General features: G+C 73.9%; 16 protein-coding genes. 7 read left to right on the top strand and 9 right to left on the bottom strand.

Going from position 1 to position 15480, the window contains the following annotated elements:
• Window positions 1-5: 5 nt before the first annotated feature.
• Together ACIDOF_RS23610 and ACIDOF_RS23605 are read left to right on the top strand one after the other, a co-directional pair.
• Entirely contained in the window at window positions 6-947 is a 942-nt protein-coding gene (locus ACIDOF_RS23610; protein ID WP_409008049.1) for an endonuclease/exonuclease/phosphatase family protein, read from the top strand.
• A 178-nt stretch (window positions 948-1125) separates the two neighbouring features.
• Window positions 1126-1272: a hypothetical protein gene (locus tag ACIDOF_RS23605; RefSeq protein WP_409008048.1), complete on the top strand. Its 147-nt coding sequence runs from the start codon at window positions 1126-1128 to the stop codon at window positions 1270-1272.
• A gap of 141 nt (window positions 1273-1413) precedes the next feature.
• Here ACIDOF_RS23605 and ACIDOF_RS23600 read toward each other — a convergent pair whose 3' ends face one another.
• Both ACIDOF_RS23600 and ACIDOF_RS23595 read right to left on the bottom strand, forming a co-directional pair.
• Window positions 1414-2307 carry an alpha/beta fold hydrolase gene (locus ACIDOF_RS23600; protein WP_409008047.1) on the bottom strand — a complete coding sequence of 298 codons (894 nt, stop codon included), beginning with the start codon at window positions 2305-2307 and terminating at the stop codon, window positions 1414-1416.
• Window positions 2308-2359: 52 nt separating this feature from the next.
• Window positions 2360-2863 carry an Lrp/AsnC family transcriptional regulator gene (locus ACIDOF_RS23595; protein ID WP_409008046.1) on the bottom strand — a complete coding sequence of 168 codons (504 nt, stop codon included), beginning with the start codon at window positions 2861-2863 and terminating at the stop codon, window positions 2360-2362.
• 94 nt (window positions 2864-2957) lie between these two features.
• Between ACIDOF_RS23595 and ACIDOF_RS23590 the strand changes: the two genes are divergently transcribed.
• Window positions 2958-3473 (top strand): rhodanese-like domain-containing protein, encoded by a 516-nt coding sequence (locus ACIDOF_RS23590; RefSeq protein WP_409008045.1) that lies wholly within the window; start codon window positions 2958-2960, stop codon window positions 3471-3473.
• 78 nt (window positions 3474-3551) lie between these two features.
• The gene (locus ACIDOF_RS23585; protein ID WP_409008044.1) at window positions 3552-4400 is read left to right on the top strand and encodes an SDR family oxidoreductase; all 849 of its coding nucleotides are present in this window, start codon (window positions 3552-3554) and stop codon (window positions 4398-4400) included.
• Window positions 4401-4486: 86 nt separating this feature from the next.
• On the opposite strand, the gene ACIDOF_RS23580 is transcribed toward ACIDOF_RS23585, so the two are convergent.
• Together ACIDOF_RS23580 and ACIDOF_RS23575 are read right to left on the bottom strand one after the other, a co-directional pair.
• On the bottom strand, window positions 4487-6178 hold the full coding sequence (locus ACIDOF_RS23580) for a DUF885 domain-containing protein (RefSeq protein ID WP_409008043.1): 1692 nt from the start codon (window positions 6176-6178) through the stop codon (window positions 4487-4489).
• 72 nt (window positions 6179-6250) lie between these two features.
• The gene (locus tag ACIDOF_RS23575; protein ID WP_409008042.1) at window positions 6251-6772 is read right to left on the bottom strand and encodes an Lrp/AsnC family transcriptional regulator; all 522 of its coding nucleotides are present in this window, start codon (window positions 6770-6772) and stop codon (window positions 6251-6253) included.
• A 59-nt stretch (window positions 6773-6831) separates the two neighbouring features.
• Here ACIDOF_RS23575 and ACIDOF_RS23570 point away from each other — a divergent pair, with 59 nt between their 5' ends.
• Window positions 6832-8079 (top strand): trans-sulfuration enzyme family protein, encoded by a 1248-nt coding sequence (locus ACIDOF_RS23570; RefSeq protein ID WP_409008041.1) that lies wholly within the window; start codon window positions 6832-6834, stop codon window positions 8077-8079.
• A 356-nt stretch (window positions 8080-8435) separates the two neighbouring features.
• Here the strand turns inward: ACIDOF_RS23570 and ACIDOF_RS23565 are convergent, their stop codons facing one another.
• The 5 genes from ACIDOF_RS23565 to ACIDOF_RS23545 all read right to left on the bottom strand — a co-directional run bounded on the left by ACIDOF_RS23565 (window position 8436) and on the right by ACIDOF_RS23545 (window position 13404).
• The gene (locus tag ACIDOF_RS23565; RefSeq protein ID WP_409008040.1) at window positions 8436-9833 is read right to left on the bottom strand and encodes a GNAT family N-acetyltransferase; all 1398 of its coding nucleotides are present in this window, start codon (window positions 9831-9833) and stop codon (window positions 8436-8438) included.
• Window positions 9834-9949: 116 nt separating this feature from the next.
• On the bottom strand, window positions 9950-11530 hold the full coding sequence (locus ACIDOF_RS23560; protein ID WP_409008039.1) for an alkaline phosphatase D family protein: 1581 nt from the start codon (window positions 11528-11530) through the stop codon (window positions 9950-9952).
• Window positions 11531-11676: 146 nt separating this feature from the next.
• Window positions 11677-11991, bottom strand: a complete 315-nt coding sequence (locus tag ACIDOF_RS23555; RefSeq protein ID WP_409008038.1) for a hypothetical protein — start codon at window positions 11989-11991, stop codon at window positions 11677-11679.
• 153 nt (window positions 11992-12144) lie between these two features.
• Window positions 12145-12324, bottom strand: coding sequence for a hypothetical protein (locus ACIDOF_RS23550; protein WP_409008037.1), 180 nt, complete (start codon window positions 12322-12324; stop codon window positions 12145-12147).
• Window positions 12325-12573: 249 nt separating this feature from the next.
• Window positions 12574-13404 (bottom strand): alpha/beta fold hydrolase, encoded by an 831-nt coding sequence (locus ACIDOF_RS23545; protein WP_409008035.1) that lies wholly within the window; start codon window positions 13402-13404, stop codon window positions 12574-12576.
• 205 nt (window positions 13405-13609) lie between these two features.
• Between ACIDOF_RS23545 and ACIDOF_RS23540 the strand changes: the two genes are divergently transcribed.
• Together ACIDOF_RS23540 and ACIDOF_RS23535 are read left to right on the top strand one after the other, a co-directional pair.
• Window positions 13610-14500, top strand: coding sequence for an RNA polymerase sigma-70 factor (locus ACIDOF_RS23540; protein ID WP_409008034.1), 891 nt, complete (start codon window positions 13610-13612; stop codon window positions 14498-14500).
• Window positions 14501-14752: 252 nt separating this feature from the next.
• Window positions 14753-15469 carry a GntR family transcriptional regulator gene (locus ACIDOF_RS23535; RefSeq protein WP_409008033.1) on the top strand — a complete coding sequence of 239 codons (717 nt, stop codon included), beginning with the start codon at window positions 14753-14755 and terminating at the stop codon, window positions 15467-15469.
• Window positions 15470-15480 lie beyond the last annotated feature (11 nt).

The raw sequence follows: 15480 nt of genomic DNA, 5'->3' as shown, positions 1-15480 counted from the left end.
GAGGGGTGTTGAAGCGAGGGCGGGACCAGGGTCGGGGCCGGGTGCTCGCCGGGTGCGCGCTGCTCGTCGGCGGTCTCCTCGGCTGCCATCGGGCGGTGCCGAACGCCGGGCTGCGGCTCGGCAGCCTCGTCGAGTCGTTCCTGCCGTGGCTGGGCCTGCCCGTCCTGGTGCTGCTCGCGCTCGCTCTCGTACGGCGTTCCGCGGTCGCGCTGGTGGCGTTGCTCGTGCCGGTGGCCGCGTGGACGTTCCTCTTCGGCGGGCTGTGGCTGCCCGCCGCGGCGGCCGGGCCGCGGGACCTCGTCGTCGTGCAGCACAACGTGAGCGACGAGAACCCCGACCCGCGCGGCACGGCCCGCGCCCTCGCCGCGGCCTCGCCCGACCTGATCGCCGTCCAGGAACTCCTGCCCTCGGCCCGCCCGGCGTACGAGAAGGCGCTGGCGGCGGACTACCCGTACCGGGCGGTCCGCGGGACCGTCGGCCTCTGGTCGCGGCACCCGCTGTCGGGTGCGCGGCTCGTCGACCTCAAACCCCGTGCGGTCGAAGCGAGTTGGCGACGCGGGCTGCGGGCCGAGGTGCACACTCCGTACGGAGTGATCGCGGCGTACGTCGCCCATCTGCCGTCGGTCCGCGTGGGCGCGGGCGGGCTCGCGTCGCAGTGGCGGGACGAGAGCGCGGGCCTGCTCGGGGCGGCGGTCGCGGCGGAGGAACGCCGGACGGTCGTGCTGCTCGGCGACCTCAACGGGACGGTCGACGACCGGGGTCTCGCACCGCTCACGTCCCGACTGGCCGTCGCGGAACGGGGGTTCGCGTTCAGCTTCCCGGCGGCGGCGCCGGTGGCGCGGATCGACCAGGTGATGGCCCGCTCGGCACGCGTGGCGGAGATCCGCACCCTGCCGGCCACGGGCAGCGATCACCTGCCGGTGGTGGCGCGGGTCGTGCTGCGCTGACGGGCGGGGCGGCCGGGTAGCGCCGTCGGGCGGGGCTCCGCCGTGGGGTCTCCGCCGCGTGGGGGAGGCGGCTGAGACCTGCGGATGATGCCGGGGCGGGGCGGGCCGGTGAGGATCAAGTGGCAGTAAGCGTCCATGACTTCCCCTACCGGACGGGAGCCTCACCGTGCTTCGTGACATGCCCTTGATCCAGCCGACCCTGCGGGTCGTCGCCCTGCTCGCCGTCGTGGCGGCACTCGTGCTGCCGGTGGCGGTGGCGGGGACTGCACCGGGGGAGGAGGTGACGGCGCGGCCGGTCGTCGTCTCGGCGTCGGCGCTGCACTGAGCGAGCGACGGGGCGCGCGGATCCTTTGGGGGCGCGGGGAACTGCGCGAGGGACCACGGCGGCGCGGCAGCCGAACGAAGAACCGGGAGGCCGGGGGAGGCCGGGGGGCCGGGGGCGGCGGCGCCCCCGGCGTGACGCGGGTCAGCGTGCCGCCTCCAGCACCGCACGGAGTTTGACCGCGAAGACCTCCGGCTGGCCCGGGTAGCCGGAGGACTCGTCGGTGAAGCCGCCGTGGTGGCTCGGGAAGACCGTCGGCTCCTGGCCGAGGAGCCGGGCGACCGCCGCCGTCGTACGGCCCGTGAGCGTGTCGCCCGATTCCTCCGCCACGCCGCACACGATCCGGGTGGGCGCGGCCTTGAGCGCGGCGACGTCCGGGCGGTGGTCACTGACGGCCCAGGAGCGGTCGGACAGCAGCGGGTCGTCCCGGGAGCCGTCGTCGTCGGCGGGCAGACCGAAGGCGGCCGGGTCCGGCGCGGGCTGCGCGAAGTACGCCTCGGTGAGTTCGCCCTGCCAGGACGTCATCGCGATGAACGCCGCGAGGCCCGCGCCCCAGCCGTTCTTCTCGTACGCCTCCGTGACCCCGGCGCGGGCCCGCAGTGCCGCGTCCGCGTCCGGGAGCAGCGCGAGCAGCGGCGGCTCGTGCGGGACGAGCGTCGTCACGTCGTCCGGGTGGCGTGCGACGAGCGCGAGGGACGTGATCGCCCCGCCGCTGCTGGCGAACATCTCCACGGGGCCCGCGCCGAGCGCCCCGATGAGCGCGTGCAGGTCGTCGGCCTGTACGAGCGGATCGTGGTCGACGCGACCGTCCGTACGCGTGCTGCGTCCGAGCCCGCGCGGGTCGTACGTGACGACGGTCCGGTCCGGGAAGTGCGCGGCCAGGGCCGCGAAACCGGACGCGTCCATGGGCTGGCCCACCATAAGCAGCGGCGGCAGCCCGTCGGCGGTCGGCAGCGGCCCCCGCACGTCGTACGCGAGCCGCGCACCGTCCGTGTCCAGGTGGTGGGTGCTGGGAGGATTCGAGTCTTCGGTGGTCATGTACGTACAGACTCCGCGCGCCGCCGGAACTCATCGCCCGGCCGCCGTGTGGTCAGGTGCCGAGCGGGCGGCGGGGCAGCGGCGAGGAGTAGACGACGCTGGTCGTGACGGAGCCGAGCGCGCCGACCTTGCCGGAGATCTCCTCCAGGTGCCGCATGGAGCGGGCCGACACCTTGAGGACGAAGCAGTCGTCGCCGGTCACATGATGGGCTTCCAGGATCTCCGGGGTCGCGTCGACCAGGTCGTGGAACGGCTTGTAGTTCCCGTTCGGGTAGCGCAGCCGTACGAAGGCGAGGATCGGCAGGCCGAGCCGCTCGGGGTCGACGACCGCCGCGTACCCCGTGATCACCCCGGCCTCCTCCAGGCGCCGCACCCGCTCGGTGACGGCGCTGGCCGACATGGACACGGCCCGGGCCAACTCGGCGTAGCTGGCGCGGCCCTGGCGCTGCAGGACGTCGAGGATGCGCCGGTCGGTGGCGTCGGGGGCGTAGCCGTACGAGGAGGACGGGCGGTTCTCGCGGCCTTCGTGGGGCGTGTCCGGGGATCGGGGAGGCATTCACGAGAACTAGCAGGGAAATCCACGGCAGTTCAAGGGTTCTGCCGGGGATCGTCTCTTCACCGTGATCTTCGCCGACTCCAGAATTCTGGGCATGGACACACAGACCGGCCCCGCTTCCGTGACCTCCGCCTCCACCTCCACCGCCGCCAACCCCGTGCTGCGCGTGCCGCCCGCCGCTCCCGAGGCGGCCGCCGCGTACTTCGCCGCTTCGCTGGCCTTCCACACCGACGCGTCGGACGTCGCCGCCGCCCTCGCCGCCGACGGCGACCCGGGTTTCGTGCTCGTCGACGTGCGTTCCACGGCCGCCTGGGACCAGGGCCACATTCCGGGCGCGCTGCACCTGCCGACCGACCAAGTCCCGGCACAGGCCGACGCGTTGCTGGACCGTGCCGTGCCGGTCGTCACGTACTGCTGGGGCCCCGGCTGCAACGGCGGCACCCGCGCGGCCCTCGCCTTCGCTCGGCTGGGCTTCCAGGTCAAGGAGATGCTCGGCGGGTTCGAGTACTGGGTGCGGGAGGGCTTCCGCCACGAGACATGGGAGGGGCCCGCGCAGCGCCCCGCCGACCCGCTGACCGTGCCGGTGTCGGCGGACGACTGCGGCTGCTGACCGGCCCCCACCGCCCTCCGGGCGGGCGCCGCGATTTCCGGTGGCGTCCGCCCCGTACGGGCACCATGATGTGCTGCCATGCCTCGACTTCCGCACCCCACGCCCGATCAGCTGCGTCGTGACCCGCTGCCGTTGCGCGGCCGCACCGCCCTCGTCACCGGTGCGAGCCGGCGCGGCGGCATCGGGCATGCGGTGGCGCGCAGACTCGCCGCATACGGCGCGAGCGTCTATCTGCACCACCATGTCCCGCACGACGCGGCGATGCCGTGGGGCGCCGACCGGCCGGAGGACGTCGTGGCGTCCGTCCGGGAGGCGGCGCCCGACCCCGACCGGGCTCAAGTCCTGCACGGCCCGGGCGACTTGACCGAACCGGACGGGCCCGCCCGACTGCTCGCGGAGGCGGCCGACGCGCTCGGCGGGCGGGTCGACGTGCTCGTCGCCAACCATGCCCTCAGCGGCGACGACGGCCCGCTCGACGCCCTCGACCAGGGCATGCTCGACCGGCACTGGGCGGTCGACACCCGCTCGGTGATCCTGCTCGTGCAGGCCTACGCCCGGCTGCGGGCCGAGCTGCCGCCGCGCACCCCGGGCGGCCGCGTGGTGATGATGACGTCGGGCCAGGACATCGCGGGCGGCATGCCGGGCGAGGTGGCGTACGCGCTGCAGAAGGGCGCCCTCGCCTCCGCCACCCGCACCCTCGCCACCACGCTCGCCGAGCTGGCGGTGACCGTGAACACCGTCAACCCCGGCCCGGTGGACACGGATTACCTCACCGGCAAGACGTACGACGCGGTCGCCGCGATGTTCCCCGGCGGCCGCTGGGGCATGCCGGACGACCCGGCCCGCCTGATCGCCTGGCTCGCCACCGACGAGGCCGAGTGGATCACCGGCAACGTCATCGACTCGGAGGGCGGCTTCCGCCGCTAGCCGCGTACGGGGAGCCCCCCCGCGCGCCCGGCGGTAGCGGCAGAGGGTACGAGGGGCCGGTCCGACCCCTCGTACCCCAACTGCCGTTACAGCTTGGACAGTTCGTCCACCAGGTCGTCCAGGCCCAGGGAGCCCTGGGAGAGGGCGGCCATGTGCCAGGCCTTGGCGTCGAAGGCGTCGCCGTGGGCCTTGCGGGCGTTCTCGCGGCCGAGGAGCCAGGCGCGTTCGCCCAGCTTGTACCCGATGGCCTGGCCGGGCATCGACAGGTATCGCGTCAGCTCGCTCTCCACGAAGTCCGCGGGCCGGCCGCTGTGCATGCCGAAGAATTCCTGCGCCAGCTCCGGCGTCCACCGCTCGCCCGGGTGGAACGGCGAGTGCTCCGGGATCTCCAGCTCCAGGTGCATGCCGATGTCCACGATCACGCGGGCCGCGCGCATCATCTGCGCGTCCAGATAGCCGAGGCGGCGCTCCGGGTCGGTGAGGAAGCCCAGCTCGTCCATGAGCCGCTCCGCGTACAGCGCCCAGCCCTCGGCGTTGGCGCTGACCATGCCGACCGACGCCTGGTACCGCGACAGGTCCTCGCGGACGTGCACCCACTGCGCGAGCTGCAGATGGTGGCCGGGGACGCCCTCGTGGTACCACGTCGACACCAGGTCGTAGACCGGGAAGCGGGTCTGGCCCATCGTCGGCAGCCAGGTGCAGCCGGGGCGGGAGAAATCCTCCGACGGCGGCGTGTAGTACGGCGCTGCCGCGCTGCCGGGCGGGGCGATCCGGGACTCCACCTTCCGCACCGGCGCGGCCAGTTCGAAGTGTGTGCCGTCCAGGGCGTCCATGGCCTCGTCCATCAGGCCCTGCAGCCAGCGCTGCACCTCGTCGACGCCCTCGATGTGCGTGCCGTGCTCGTCCAGGTGCTTGAGCGCCTCCCACGGGGTGCCCGCGCCGGGCAGCACCTTCTCCGCCTCGACGCGCATCTCGCCGAGAATCCGGTGGTACTCGGACCAGCCGTACGCGTACGCCTCGTCCAGGTCCAGGTCCGTGCCGTTGAAGTAGCGGGACCAGCGGGCGTACCGCTCGCGGCCCACCGTGTCGGCGCTGCCGGCGATCGCCGGGGCGTACTCCTCCCGCATCCAGTCGCGCAGCTCCGCCACCGCGCGGGTCGCGGCCGCGGCCGCCGGGTCGAGCTGCTCGCGCAGGGAATCCGGGCCGGCCGCGGCGAACTCCTCGAACCAGCCCTTGCCGCCGTCCTCGCCGGACCACTCGGCGAGCTGCCCGATGAACGTCTCCGTGGCGCGGGGCCCGCCGTACAGCTTGCGCTCCAGGCCGAGGGCGAGGCACTCGCGGTACCCGGCGAGGGCCGCCGGGACGGCGCGCAGGCGCTCCGCGACCGCCGCCCAGTCCTCCTCCGAGTCGACCGGGGTCACGGTGAAGACCTGACGCACCGAGTGCACCGGGGAGTGCAGATTGCTGATCGCGCGCAGATGCTCGTCCGCGTCGTGCACGGCCAGCTCCGCCGTGAGCCGTTCGCGGAGCAGCCGGGCGCAGCGCCGCTCCACGTCACTGTCGCCGCCCGGCGCGCGCTCGGCCTCCGCGAGCCGGTCGAGCGTGGCGCGGGCGAGGTCCGCGAACGCCTGGGCGCCCGCGGGGGTGAGGTCGGGCAGCGCGTTCGAGCTCTCCCGCACCCCGAGGTAGGTGCCGGTGATGGGGTCGAGGGCGATCAGTTCGTCGACATACGCGTCGGCGACCTGGCGGGGCAGTGGGGTGCGCGTCGTGTCTGGCATGCGCTCATCCTCGTACGCGAGACCGCTTCCCGTCAGGCGATTCTGCTCTGGGCATGCCCCGTCTGCTCTCGGCTACTTTTCCGTGACCTCGCCGGGCTTTTCGGGTAGGGCGGCGGTTTTCGCGCCCGGCGGCAGTACCGGCCCGCAGTCCCAGCGCTGGAAGATCAGCCGCGTCTCGACCCGCGCCACCTCGCGCCGGGACGTGAACTCGTCGAGCACCAGCCGCTGCAGATCCGCGGTGTCGGCGACCGCGACATGCACCAAGTAGTCGTCCGGACCGGCCAGATGGAACACCGCGAGGGACTCGGGCAGCGCCCTGACCCGCTCCACGAACGGCCCGACGATCTCCCTGCGGTGCGGCCGCAGCTGCACCGAGAGCAGCGCCTGCAGGCCACGCCCCAACCGGGCCGGGTCCAGCCGCAGTTGATGCCCGAGGATCACGCCCGCGCGGCGCAGCCGGGCCACCCGGTCGAGGCAGGTGGAGGCGGCCACGCCGACCTGCGCGGCCAGATCGCGGTACGTGGTCCGTGCGTCGTTCTGCAGCAGCCGCAGAATGTGCAGGTCCACCGGGTCAAGTACGACAGAATCGCCCATCGGCCGAACGTAGCACGGGATTATGCCGTCCGAGCCCGGTCGGTGTTCAGGCTCTGCGCATGGACTCCACCAGGGACTTCGAAGCCGTAGGCCGTCGCGACACCCCCGCGGGCCAGCACCGGACGGGATCCGTCCGCCGCGCCCTGACCACCGAGGCCGTGCACGCCGGGCGCGAGGACCTCGCCGGCCTCGGCCTGCACGCCCCGCCCCTCGACCTGTCCACCACCTACCCCTCGTACGACAGCCGCGGCGAGGCCGAGCGGATCGACGCGTTCGCCGCGACCGGCGTGCTCGACGAGGGCCCGCCGGTGTACGCGCGGCTCGGCAACCCCACCGTCGGCCGCTTCGAGACGGGCCTCGCCCGCCTCGAGGGCGCCGAGAGCGCCGTCGCGTTCGCCAGCGGCATGGCCGCGCTGTCCGCCGTCCTGCTCGTCCGGATCGCGGCCGGGCTGCGGCACGTCGTCGCGGTCCGCCCGCTGTACGGCTGCAGCGACCATCTGCTGACCGCCGGGCTGCTCGGGTCCGAGGTGACCTGGGTCGACCCGGCCGGGATCGCCGACGCGATCCGGCCCGACACCGGGCTCGTGATGGTCGAGTCGCCCGCCAACCCGACACTCGCCGAGCTGGACCTGCGGGCCGTGGCGCACGCCTGCGGGACGGTGCCGCTGCTCGTCGACAACACCTTCGCGACGCCGGTGCTGCAGCGGCCCCTGGAGAGCGGCGCCCGGATCGTGCTGCACAGCGCGACCAAGTACCTCGGCGGGCACGGCGACGTGCTCGGCGGAGTCGTCGCCTGCGACGAGGAGTTCGCGCGCTCGCTGCGGCAGGTGCGGTTCGCCACCGGCGGCGTGCTGCACCCGCTCGCCGGCTACCTGCTGCACCGCGGCCTCGCCACCCTGCCCGTACGGATGCGGGCCGCCGCCGCGACGGCCGCCGAGCTGGCCCGGCGCCTGGCCGCGGACCCGCGGGTGAGCCGCGTGCACTATCCGCGGATCGGCGGGGCGATGGTGTCGTTCGAGGTGACCGGGGAGGCGCACGAGGTGATCGCGGGCGTACGGCTGATCACCCCGGCGGTGAGCCTCGGCAGCGTCGACACGCTGATCCAGCACCCGGCGTCCATCAGCCACCGCGTCGTCGCCGAGGACGACCGCCGCGAGGCGGGCGTCGGCGACAAGCTGCTGCGGATGTCGGTGGGCCTCGAGGACGTCGAGGACCTGTGGTCGGACCTGGACGCGGCGCTGGGCCGCGCGGGGGCGGGGCCGGGGACGGAACGGGTCGGTTCGGGCCGGGGGGCGACTGCGGGCTGAGGCCCCAACCCGGGGGCTGCGCCCCCGGGCCCCTTCCGGGTCTCCGCCCCGGGCCCTTCCGGGTCTCCGCCCCGGGCCCTTTCCGGGTCTCCGCCCCGGGCCCGGCTGTCTTGCGGCTGCGGGCCGAGGCAGTGGCTGCTTCCCCTACCCGCCCTTCCCGAAAGTCCTCAGCGGACGGCTCGGGGGCTGCGCCCCCCCGCCCCCGGCCGTTGTTCGTCTGCGGCGCCGTCGTGGCTGGTCGCGCAGTTCCCCGCGCCCCTGAAGCAACGCCCGCCGGCGCCGTGAGAGTTCAGCCCCTCCCCGCAGCCGACGGCAGTCTTTCGGGAAGGGGCGGGGAGGGGAGAAGAAGACCTTGGCTACGACGAAGCCGCAGGCTGGTCCGCCGTCACCGGGGTCGGGCTCAGGCGGGCCGTGACCACCAGCGTGCCCTCCTCGATCTGGTAGTCCAGCGGCAGGCCGAGCCCACGCATCGCGGCGACCATCGCGGTGTTGGAGGACTGCGTCACCGCGTACACGCTGTCGCAGCCCGCCTCCCGCGCCAACCCGATGAGCCGGCGCAGCAGTTCGGTGCCGATGCCGCGGCGCTGCCAGTCGTCCTCGACGAGCAGCGCGACCTCGCTCTCGTCGCCGTCCCACAGCAGGTGGCCGAGGGCGACGAGGCGGCCGGAGGGCGTCTGCACGGTCAGGGTGCGGCCGAAGCGGGGGCTGAGCAGGTGGTTGAGGTAGCGGTCGGCGTCGCCGACGGGGCCGTGGTACCGCATGGTCAGCGTCCGCTTCGAGCAGCGTTCGTGCATGGCCTTGGCGGCTTCCAGGTCGTCGATGTCCGCGCGCCGCACCGTGATGTCGGGCCCCTCCGGCAGCGTCAGGACGTCCTGGCTGCGCGGGATCCGCGGCCCGAGCCGGGAGTCGAGCTCGACGAGGGCGCGGGCCCGCGCGAACTCGGTGGGCGTGAACGGCAGATAGGGCCGTTCCACGGTGATCGCCCCGCCGGCCTGGTCCCGCAGCCGCATCAGCGTCCCTTCGAGTACGCCCTCCACGGGCACGTCCCCGGCGCGTGCGGGCGCCTCGGCCGGGACGGAGCGGATCGTGCAGCGGCCCAGCAACTGCCTGAGGGCGAGCGGGAGTTCGGCCGCGTCGAGGGCGGTGCGGGTGGCGAGGTTCAGCATCCGGGTCGGGGCGTCGACCAGGTCGTGGGCGTCGGCCCGCTCGGTCCAGGTGCCGGAGCCGCCCGCTGCGGCGACGGCGCGGGTCAGCTCGGCGGCGCCGAGGTCGCCGGGGGCGCGCAGCAGGAACTCGTCGACGGTGCCGTCGGCCAGCGGGTGCGTCTGGAGGCTGAGGATGTCGACCTGCTGACCGGCGAGTGCCGTGCACAGCGCGGCGAGCGAGCCCGGCTCGTCCCGTACGGTCGTACGCATCCGCCACAGGGTCGTCGGGCCCGCCTGCGTCCCGCTCTGCCCGGTCGAGGCCGGTGCGGTGGTCCCCGCCGGGGGCGGGGTGCCGGTATCGCCGCCTGTATCCGGCTGCGTGGGCCCGGGTCGGCGGCGGCGCGACCACCAGGTGTGCAGTCCGGCCGTGACCAGGAGCGCGACCGCCGAGCAGATCAGGGCGACGGGCCCCTCGGGTCCGTTCACCACGGTCTTGGCGACGGTGTCGGCCACGGTCACGGCCGTGAACAGGGCGGCGAGTTCGACGACGTCCCGCCGCCAGTGGTGCTGGGTGCGGCGGGCTCGCTTCGCGGAGATCCGATCAGTCATGTCTGCACTGTGGACCACGGGTGTTGCGTGATCACGAACGACTTGTGACTGATCGGTTAAGAGGGCTTCTGCCCGATTTGCCGTTGTTTTACGTGCCGGGTTCCGGAGGGGTGCGCCTACTGCCCGACCCGACCCGGCTGCAGCACCTTCGTGTAAAGCACGCCTCCGCCCTCCTGCCGCAGCCGCACCGTCAACTCCCCGCTCCCGCCGTCGATCTCGACCTCCCCGAAGTACGGCGGCACCTCGGCCGGCGAGACGTTGGCGCGGGTCGGCGCCTTGACGAAGGACTGCTCGGGGCCGAACGTGCCGTCCAGCTTGAGCGCCGGGAAGCCGCCCGCCGCCAGCGGACCGGAGACGAACTCCCAGAACGGCTCGAAGTCCTTGAACGCCGCGCGCTCGGGGGAGTAGTGCTGCGCCGAGGTGTAGTGCACGTCGGCCGTCAGCCACACCGTGCCGGTGATCCGCTGGTGCTTGATGTGCCGCAGCAGCTCGGCGATCTGCAGCTCACGGCCGAGCGGCGCGCCCGGGTCGCCCTGCGCGACGGCCTCGAAGTTCTCCTTGCCGTCGGGCACGACGAGGCCCAGCGGCATGTCGGAGGCGATCACCTTCCACACGGCCCGTGACCGCGACAACTCCCGCTTCAGCCAGTCGAGTTGCTCCCGCCCGAGGATGCCGACCGGGTCCTCGACCTGCCGGCCCGGCGAGTTGGCGTTGCGGTACGTCCGCATGTCGAGGACGAACACGTCGAGCAGCGGGCCCTGCCGTACGACGCGGTACATCCGGCCCTCGGAGTCGCCGGACGAGAGCGTCGAGACCGGGAAGTACTCGCCGAAGGCCTGGAGGGAACGGGCCGCGAGGACGTCGACGTCCTTCTCCGTGTACCGCGTGTCGTCCAGGATCTGCCCCGGGTACCAGTTGTTGCGCACCTCGTGGTCGTCCCACTGCACGATCGACGGGACCTGCGCGTTGAAGCGGCGCAGGTTCTCGTCGAGCAGGTTGTAGCGGAAGTTGCCGCGGAACTCCGCGAGGGTCTCGGCGACCTTGGACTTCTCCTCGGTCGTGACGTTCCGCCACACCCGCCCGTCGGGGAGCGTCACGCTCGGCTGGATGGGGCCGTCCGCGTAGATCGTGTCGCCGCTGCACAGGAAGAAGTCCGGGTCGAGGCGGCGCATCTCCTCGAAGGCCGTGTAGCCGCCGCGCTCCGGGTTGATGCCCCAGCCCTGCCCCGCGATGTCGCCGGACCACAGGAACCGGACCCCGTCGGCGCGGCGCTCGGACGCGGTGCGGAACGTGCCCTGGGCGGCCTCGCCGGTGCGTCGCGGGTCGTCGGGGTCGCAGAGCAGGACGCGGTAGTGCACCTGCTCGCCGGAGGGCAGGCCGCGCAGCCGCGTCGTACCGGTGAAGTCGCCGGCCGGGCCGAGCAGCGGGCCCTGCCACCGGGTCGGGTTGCGGAACGACTCGGTGGCCGAGGTCTCGACGATCATCCGCGCCGGGCGGTCCGAGCGCACCCACACGAGGCCGGAGTGCGCGCTCACGTCGCCGACCTGCACGCCCCACGCGGCGCGCGGCCGGCCGGACAGGGCGAGCGCGGGCGCGGCCCCGGTGAGCGCGGGCAGCGCGAGCGCGGCCGACGCGGCGACGGAACCGCGGAGCACGGCACGACGGCCGGGGGTGTTGCCGGGCAGACCTTGCGACATCGATGCGCCTCCTGTGACGGCTACGACGAGTGACGGCTACGACGAGACAGGCACGGGACGGCCGATACCCGCCCCGGGTGCCCGCACCGTACTAGCTCGAAGGCCGCAGGTCTGCGGTCATGAGTGACGGGAGGTTGAACCGAGGGTCACAAGATCGTGCCGCGCGGCGCCCGCGCACCGCTCGGCGGCTGTCGGCGCGCGCGGGCGTTCCGGCGGGCGACGCAGTGCGCGAGGATCGCCGCGACCAGCACACCCGTGCCGACGGAGGCCCACACGACGAGCGCGACCCGGGCCGCCGTGGGCCCGGCCGCGCTGTCCACGCGGATCACGCCGACAAGCCCGAGCGCGCCGAGCAGCCCGAGCAGCGGCGCCTGGGCGCGCCGCGGCACCCCCGGGCGCGGCGCGGCGTCCGCGGCGGCGGCCGGTACGACGCGCGGCGAAGAGGCGTCCGCGGCGGTCACGCCACGGGACCGGCCGTGCGGCCCGGGTACGAAACGGACAAGGGCGCGAGGCAGAGGGATACGGGGCAGAGGGGTAAAGGGCAGGCGGATACGGGGCATACGGGCGCGGCTGCGGACGCGGTCGTGCACTCGGCGCATGACGTGCGCCACCCCTCAGGCGGCGCGGCGCTGCTCGCCGCGCACGGCGGCCGCCCACTCCACGACGAGCAGGTCGTAGGCCACGCGCTCATCGGCGGACAACCGCCCGCGGGCACGGGCCCACAGCGCACGGATGTCCGCGTTCACCGACGCGGCGGAGCGCGGCGTTCGACGGGACGAGGAAAAACTGGCCATGTCCGCCAGAGTACGGAACACCCGCGTCAGCCCGGCGTAAGCGGGAGCCGCCGGGGTGAACGCCTCAACTCGGGCATCCCGTAAGCGAGTTGGGCGCCGGCGTGACGGATCGGGGCCGCCCCGAACGGCCTTCGGGTGAGCCGACTCACAACACCCGCCGCTCCGCGATCATCCCGCCGCCCCCGGGGCCGTACCGGCGCTCGCCGCTTCCTGAAGGGCCCGTGGCCGTGACCGACGGGGGCGGTGTGATCAGCGACTCGTGTCGAGGATCACTCGGGCCACCAGAGCCGGGTCGTCGTTCATCGGGACGTGCCCGCAGCCGGGCAGCCGGACCAGGCGGGCCCCGGGGATCGTGTGCTTGGCGCGCACCCCCTGGCGGCGCAGCAGCAGCCGGTCCTTGGTGCCCCACGCCACCGTCACCGGAACGTCCGGCACGTCGTCGCGGAACAGCACGCCGCGACCGGCCGTCAGCGTCTCCTCGAAGCCCGAGGCGTCCCGCAGCGCGAGCGTCTCCGCGACGACCGCCTCGGGTGAACGGCGCCACGGGCGTGCGTAGATGGTGTTCGTCAGGGCCCAACGCCCCGCCGCCGTACGGGAGAGCCGCTCGATCGCGGGCAGCGGGAGGAGCCGCGCGCCCTGCCGCATGCCGAGCAGCACCGTGAACGCGTACCGCCGCTCCGCCTCGTTCCAGAATCCGCCGGGCGAGAGCGCGGTCACCGAGCGCACCAGCTTCTCCCGCCCCAGCTCCAGGGCGAGCAGCCCGCCGAGCGAGTTGCCCGCGACGTGCGGGGTGTCCACCCCGAGCGCGTCGCACAGCCCGCGCAGCGCGGCGACGACCGTCGGCAGGTCGTACGGTGCGCCGTCCGGCAGTCCGGGCGAGACGCCGAAGCCCGGCAGGTCCACGGCGATCACGTCGCGCTCGGCGGCCAGGATCTCGAACACCGGGTCCCAGGCCTGCAGATGGTGGCCGATGCCGTGCAGCAGAAGCAGCGGATCGCCCGCGCCCGCACGCCGGTACGCGACGGAGACCGGGCGCGGCCCGCTCGGGGTGTCGATGCTGAAGGACGCGGTGGCGGTCATGCTGCTCCCGGCTCGTGGACGTGCGCGTACGTGGGCACGCGTGGGCAGCGCTCGCGAACGGCGCTCATAGACTGCTTGTCAGCAACAATTACCGCCGGGTAGGCGGGAGTTCAACCCCCTCGCCGTCACCGCCCGCCGGTGCGAGCTCCGCCACGACCGGCGAAACCGCCTGGACAGCGGCCTGTCCGCGGCCTTGGATGGAAACGTGGCCACCGACACCGCTACCGCCGTCTTCGAAGAACACCGCCCGGTCCTCACGGGCGTCGCCTACCGCATGCTCGGCCGCGTCGCCGACGCCGAGGACGTGGTCCAGGACGCCTGGTTCCGCTGGTCCACGGCCGAGCACGACGAGATCCGCGAACCCCGCGCCTATCTCGTGCGGATCACCACCCGGCTCGCCATCGACCGCCTGCGCCACGTCCAGTCCCGGCGCGAGGCGTACGTCGGGCCCTGGCTGCCCGAGCCGCTGGCCACCGACTTCGGCGCGACCGTGCCCGACACCGCCGAGCAGGCCGTGCTCGCCGAGTCCGTCTCCCTCGCGGTCCTCGTCGTCCTGGAGTCGCTCTCGCCGCTGGAGCGCGCGGTGTTCGTGCTGCGCGAGGCCTTCGGCTTCCCGTTCGCGCAGATCGCCGCGACCCTGGACCGATCCGAGGCGGCCGTACGCCAACTCGCGGGCCGCGCGCGGAAGCACGTCGAGGAGCGCAGGCCGCGCTTCGACGTCGACCCGACGCAGCGCCGCGACCTCACCGAGCGCTTCCTCACCGCCGCCTCCGGCGGCGACCTCGACGGCCTGATGGCGCTGCTCGCGCCGGACGCGCGCCTGGTCGGCGACAGCGGCGGCAAGACCAGGGCCCCGCTGCGCGTCATCGAGAGCGCCGAGAAGGTGGGCCGCTTCATGGCGAGCGTCGCCCCGCAGGGCGTGCCGGACGCCGAGGTCCGCATGATCGAGGTCAACGGCGGCCCGGCTCTGCTGATCCTCTCCGCGGGGCGGCCCGACAGCGTGATGCAGGTCGACGTCGTCGACGGCCGCATCCAGTCCGTCTACATCGTGCGCAACCCGGACAAGCTGGTCTCGCTGGCCCCGTCGAAGGACTGAGCCGCCGCCCTCCCGGCCGACCCGGAGCCCTCGCCCTCGACGGGCGGGGGCTCCCTGCGTTGCGTCCGCGTGACCCGCCGCGAACAGCGCATGAACACTCAACGGAATCGGGCGAGTTCACTGTGTAACGAACCGATGATTGGTCTTGACCAAGGGTGGGGGCAGGCCTATGGTCGCGGAGATAGTGCAAGAACCTTTAATAAACAAAGGCGCGTAATGAGCCGCCGGGTCACGGGGATTGCGGAGGACAGGGTGGGGACCACGCAGCTGGACACTGTGCCGGAGCCGAAGTACTGGCACCTCAAGACCGTGCTCGCCGAGGCGCTCGACTCCGAGTTCGCCGTCGGCGAGATCCTGCCGAACGAACGCGAGCTCGCGGCCCGCTTCGGCGTCGCCCGCGCCACGCTCCGCCAGGCCCTGGAGCAGCTCGAACTCGAAGGCCGGCTGCAGCGCCGCCGCGGCGTCGGCACCACCGTCGCCCCGCCCCGCATGGGCGTCTCCATCGGCTCCGCCAAGGACGGCGGCCACGCCGAGGACGACTGGGAGACCGCCGGCGCCGAGACCGCCGTCCCGCCCGCCGCCGTCGCCCGCCTCCTCGGCACGGACGCCGACGAACCCGTCCACGTCGTACGCCGCTCCCGCGTCACCGGCGGCCAGCCCGTCGCCGCCGAGCTGCTGTACGTACCCACCGCGTCCGTCCCCGCCCTCACCGGGCCCGCCGACGCGGACGCCGTCCTGCGCGAGCTGCAGAACCTCGGCCTCGACGGCGAGGACCAGGCCGTCGAACTCGGCTCGGCCCGCGCGGACGACGCCAAGCAGCTGGACCGCCTGCCCGGCGCCCCGGTCCTGGTCGTCACCACCCGCCACTTCGCCGAGGGGCGCACGGCCGCAGTCGGCGTCGCCACGTACCGGGCGGACACCTGCCGGCTGACCTTCGGCAGCGACACGGTGAGCCTGTCGGGCGTCTGATCCGCCGGGAC

Source organism: Streptomyces sp. Da 82-17, assembly GCF_046098215.1.
GTDB lineage: Bacteria > Actinomycetota > Actinomycetes > Streptomycetales > Streptomycetaceae > Streptomyces.
This window is presented reverse-complemented; position numbering and strand designations above follow the sequence as displayed.

Excerpts from the sequence above, each read along its gene's own strand:
- ACIDOF_RS23565 (WP_409008040.1), bottom strand. The coding sequence starts at position 9,833 with ATGACTGATCGGATCTCCGCGAAGCGAGCCCGCCGCACCCAGCACCAC.
- ACIDOF_RS23585 (WP_409008044.1), top strand. The coding sequence starts at position 3,552 with ATGCCTCGACTTCCGCACCCCACGCCCGATCAGCTGCGTCGTGACCCG.
- ACIDOF_RS23575 (WP_409008042.1), bottom strand. The coding sequence starts at position 6,772 with ATGGGCGATTCTGTCGTACTTGACCCGGTGGACCTGCACATTCTGCGG.
- ACIDOF_RS23580 (WP_409008043.1), bottom strand. The coding sequence starts at position 6,178 with ATGCCAGACACGACGCGCACCCCACTGCCCCGCCAGGTCGCCGACGCG.
- ACIDOF_RS23570 (WP_409008041.1), top strand. The coding sequence starts at position 6,832 with ATGGACTCCACCAGGGACTTCGAAGCCGTAGGCCGTCGCGACACCCCC.
- ACIDOF_RS23605 (WP_409008048.1), top strand. The coding sequence starts at position 1,126 with ATGCCCTTGATCCAGCCGACCCTGCGGGTCGTCGCCCTGCTCGCCGTC.
- ACIDOF_RS23590 (WP_409008045.1), top strand. The coding sequence starts at position 2,958 with ATGGACACACAGACCGGCCCCGCTTCCGTGACCTCCGCCTCCACCTCC.
- ACIDOF_RS23545 (WP_409008035.1), bottom strand. The coding sequence starts at position 13,404 with ATGACCGCCACCGCGTCCTTCAGCATCGACACCCCGAGCGGGCCGCGC.
- ACIDOF_RS23550 (WP_409008037.1), bottom strand. The coding sequence starts at position 12,324 with ATGGCCAGTTTTTCCTCGTCCCGTCGAACGCCGCGCTCCGCCGCGTCG.
- ACIDOF_RS23560 (WP_409008039.1), bottom strand. The coding sequence starts at position 11,530 with ATGTCGCAAGGTCTGCCCGGCAACACCCCCGGCCGTCGTGCCGTGCTC.
- ACIDOF_RS23600 (WP_409008047.1), bottom strand. The coding sequence starts at position 2,307 with ATGACCACCGAAGACTCGAATCCTCCCAGCACCCACCACCTGGACACG.
- ACIDOF_RS23595 (WP_409008046.1), bottom strand. The coding sequence starts at position 2,863 with ATGCCTCCCCGATCCCCGGACACGCCCCACGAAGGCCGCGAGAACCGC.